This is a genomic window from Protofrankia sp. CiP1_Cm_nod2 (assembly GCF_920664355.1).
In the GTDB taxonomy this organism is placed as follows: Bacteria; Actinomycetota; Actinomycetes; order Frankiales; family Frankiaceae; genus Protofrankia.
Window position 1 is genome coordinate 15,720 of the sequence record NZ_CAKKTL010000058.1, and the last position, 3,001, is coordinate 18,720.

A 3,001-nucleotide genomic window follows, 5' to 3' on the forward strand; every position below is an offset into this window, starting at 1 on the left:
ATGAGGTCCCTCGGATTGGATGAGGCCATGGGTGACTGGTGGCTCGACGCCGTGCTGTACGAGGTCTACATCCGCAGCTTCACCGACTCCGGCTCCGACGGGGTCGGGGACCTCGCCGGCATCACCAGCCGCCTGCCCTACCTGCGCGACCTCGGCGTGGACGGGATCTGGATCACCCCGTTCTACCGTTCCCCCATGGCCGACCACGGCTACGACGTCGCCGACCACCGTGCCGTCGACCCGCTCTTCGGCGCTCTGGCCACCTTCGACACGCTGCTCGCCGAGGCGCACCGGCACGGGCTGAAAGTGCTCGTCGACCTCGTCCCGAACCACTCCAGCAACGCCCACCCGGCCTTCCGCGCCGCGCTGGCGGCCGGCGCCGGCTCCCCCGAGCGGGACCTGTACATCTTCCGCGACGGACGCGGCGCGGACGGCGACGAGCCGCCCAACAACTGGGTGTCGGTCTTCGGCGGGCCGGCCTGGACCAGGGCCACCGACGGCCAGTGGTACCTGCACCTGTTCGCCCCGGAACAGCCCGACTGGAACTGGCGGCACCCCAGGGTCCGCGACGACCACGACACCACCGTCCGGTTCTGGCTCGACCGCGGCGTCGACGGTTTCCGCATCGACGTCACCCACGGCCTGATCAAGAACGACCTGCTGCCGGACAACCCGCCGCCCCCGCCCGACGGCATCCCCTTCTTCCGCGAGCGGGCCGAGCCCCACCACTGGGACCAGGAAGGCGTCCACGAGATCTACCAGCGCTGGCGCGCGATCGTCGAGGACTACCGCCGCCGCGACGGGCAGGCCAGGGTGCTCGTCGGCGAGACCTGGGTGGCCGACCCCCGGCGGCTGGCCCGCTACGTGCGTCCCGACGAGCTGCACCTGACGTTCGCCTTCTCGCTGCTGGCCGCCTCCTGGTCGGCGCCGGCCTGGCGGACGGCGATCGCCGCGGACCTGGCCGCCACCGCCGAGGTGGGCGCGCCCACCACCTGGGTGCTGGCCAACCACGACGTCACCCGGCCGGCGAGCCGGTACGGCAGCGGCGAGAGCGGCCTGCGCCGGGCCCGCGCCGCGCTGCTGACCCTGCTCGCGCTGCCCGGCCCGGTCTTCCTCTACCAGGGCGACGAACTGGGCCTGCCCGAGGTGGACGTGCCGCCGGCACACCGGCAGGACCCCGTCTGGGAGCGCTCCGGGCACAGCCGTCCCGGCCGGGACGGCTGCCGGGTCCCGCTGCCCTGGTCGGGGCGGGAGGCGCCGTACGGGTTCAGCGCGGACGGCGTGCCACCGTGGCTCCCCCAGCCCGACGGCTGGGCCGAACTGGCCGCCGCCGCGCAGGCGTCCGACCCGCTGTCGACGCTGGTCCTGGCGCGCGGGGCGCTGGCGTTACGGCGGGCGCTGCCCATGCTCGGCGCCGGCCGGCTGCGCTGGCGCGACGACACCCCACCCACGGTCCTGGCCTTCGACCGCCCGTCCCCACCGGGCCCGCCCGGCACACCGCCGGGCCCCTCCTCCGGCGCGACCGGTCTGACCTGTGTGATGTCCACCGCCGGCACGGATGTCGACCTGGTCATACCGGGGCGTCTCGTCCTGGCCAGCAGCCCGGTCGGCTACGACGGAACCACCCTCACGCTCCCCCCGGACACGACGGTCTGGCTCGCGCCGCACCCCGGTTGATGCGGTTGATGCGGCGGGCGGCAACCGATGATCTGAAAAAATGCCGTTGGCCGCATCGGGCTCGCCGCCCACGATCCGTCCAGCACAATGGTCGCTGTGACCCAGCAACCGTCCGCGGCCCGTCCGACAGACACCTTCTACGACGCGGTAGGAGGCGAGGAGGCCTTCCGCCGGCTGGTAGCCCATTTCTACGCGGGGGTTGCCGAGGACCCGCTGCTGCGCCCGCTCTACCCGGAGGGGGACCTCTCCGGCGCGCAGGAGCGGCTGCGGATGTTCCTCGTCCAGTACTGGGGCGGGCCGTCGACCTACAGTGAGCAGCGCGGGCATCCCCGGCTGCGGCTGCGGCACGCGCCGTTCGCGATCGGCCCCGCCCAGCGGGACGCCTGGCTGGTCCGGATGCGGGCCGCCGTCGACGAGCTGAACCTGCCCCCGGAGCACTTCCAGCCCCTCTGGGACTACCTGACGATGGCCGCCGGCTCCCTGGTCAACCGCCCGGAGTGATCCTGGCGGGCACGATCGTGCCCGCCAGGATCTCCGCCCATGTCCACCAACGGCCGCACAGCGGCTAGTCCCGGGTGAGTTTGCGGTAGGTGACCCGGTGGGGGCGGGCGGCTTCGGCGCCCAGACGGTCGACCTTGTTCGCCTCGTAGTCCGCGAAGTTCCCCTCGAACCAGAACCAGCGGGCCGGGTCGGCGTCCGTGCCCTCCCAGGCGAGGATGTGGGTGGCGACACGGTCGAGGAACCACCGGTCGTGCGAGATCACCACCGCGCTGCCCGGGAACTCCCCGAGCGCGTCCTCCAGCGAACGCAGGGTCTCGACGTCGAGGTCGTTGGTCGGCTCGTCGAGGAGCAGCAGGTTGCCGCCCTTCTTGAGGGTCAGCGCGAGGTTGAGCCGGTTGCGCTCCCCACCGGAGAGGACACCGACGGGCTTCTGCTGGTCGGGCCCTTTGAAGCCGAACGACGACACGTAGGCGCGGCTGGGCAGCTCGATCTTGCCCACGACGATGTGGTCGAGCCCGTCGGAGATGACCTCCCACACGTTCTTCTTCGGGTCCAGGCCCGCACGATCCTGGTCCACATAGGAGATCCTGACGGTCTCCCCGATGGTGAGCTCACCGGCGTCCGGGGCCGCCTGGCCGGTCAGCAGGGTGAACAGGGTGGTCTTGCCGACGCCGTTCGGGCCGATCACGCCGACGATGCCACCGCGGGGCAACGAGAACGACAGGTCGTCGATGAGGAGCCGGTCACCGAAGCCCTTGCGCAGCTTCTTCGTCTCGATCACGACGCTTCCCAGCCGCGGGCCGGGCGGGATCTGGATCTCCTC

General features: G+C 72.2%; 3 protein-coding genes. 2 read left to right on the forward strand and 1 reads right to left on the reverse strand.

What is annotated here, in order from left to right:
• Positions 1-27: 27 nt before the first annotated feature.
• The gene (locus NBW84_RS08870; RefSeq protein WP_250283513.1) at positions 28-1,677 is read left to right on the forward strand and encodes an alpha-amylase family glycosyl hydrolase; all 1,650 of its coding nucleotides are present in this window, start codon (positions 28-30) and stop codon (positions 1,675-1,677) included.
• Positions 1,678-1,764: 87 nt separating this feature from the next.
• Entirely contained in the window at positions 1,765-2,178 is a 414-nt protein-coding gene (locus tag NBW84_RS08875) for a globin (RefSeq protein ID WP_250283515.1), read from the forward strand.
• A gap of 64 nt (positions 2,179-2,242) precedes the next feature.
• Here NBW84_RS08875 and NBW84_RS08880 read toward each other — a convergent pair.
• Positions 2,243-3,001 (reverse strand): ATP-binding cassette domain-containing protein (locus NBW84_RS08880; protein ID WP_250283517.1); only part of this gene is annotated, 759 nt, incomplete at its 5' end.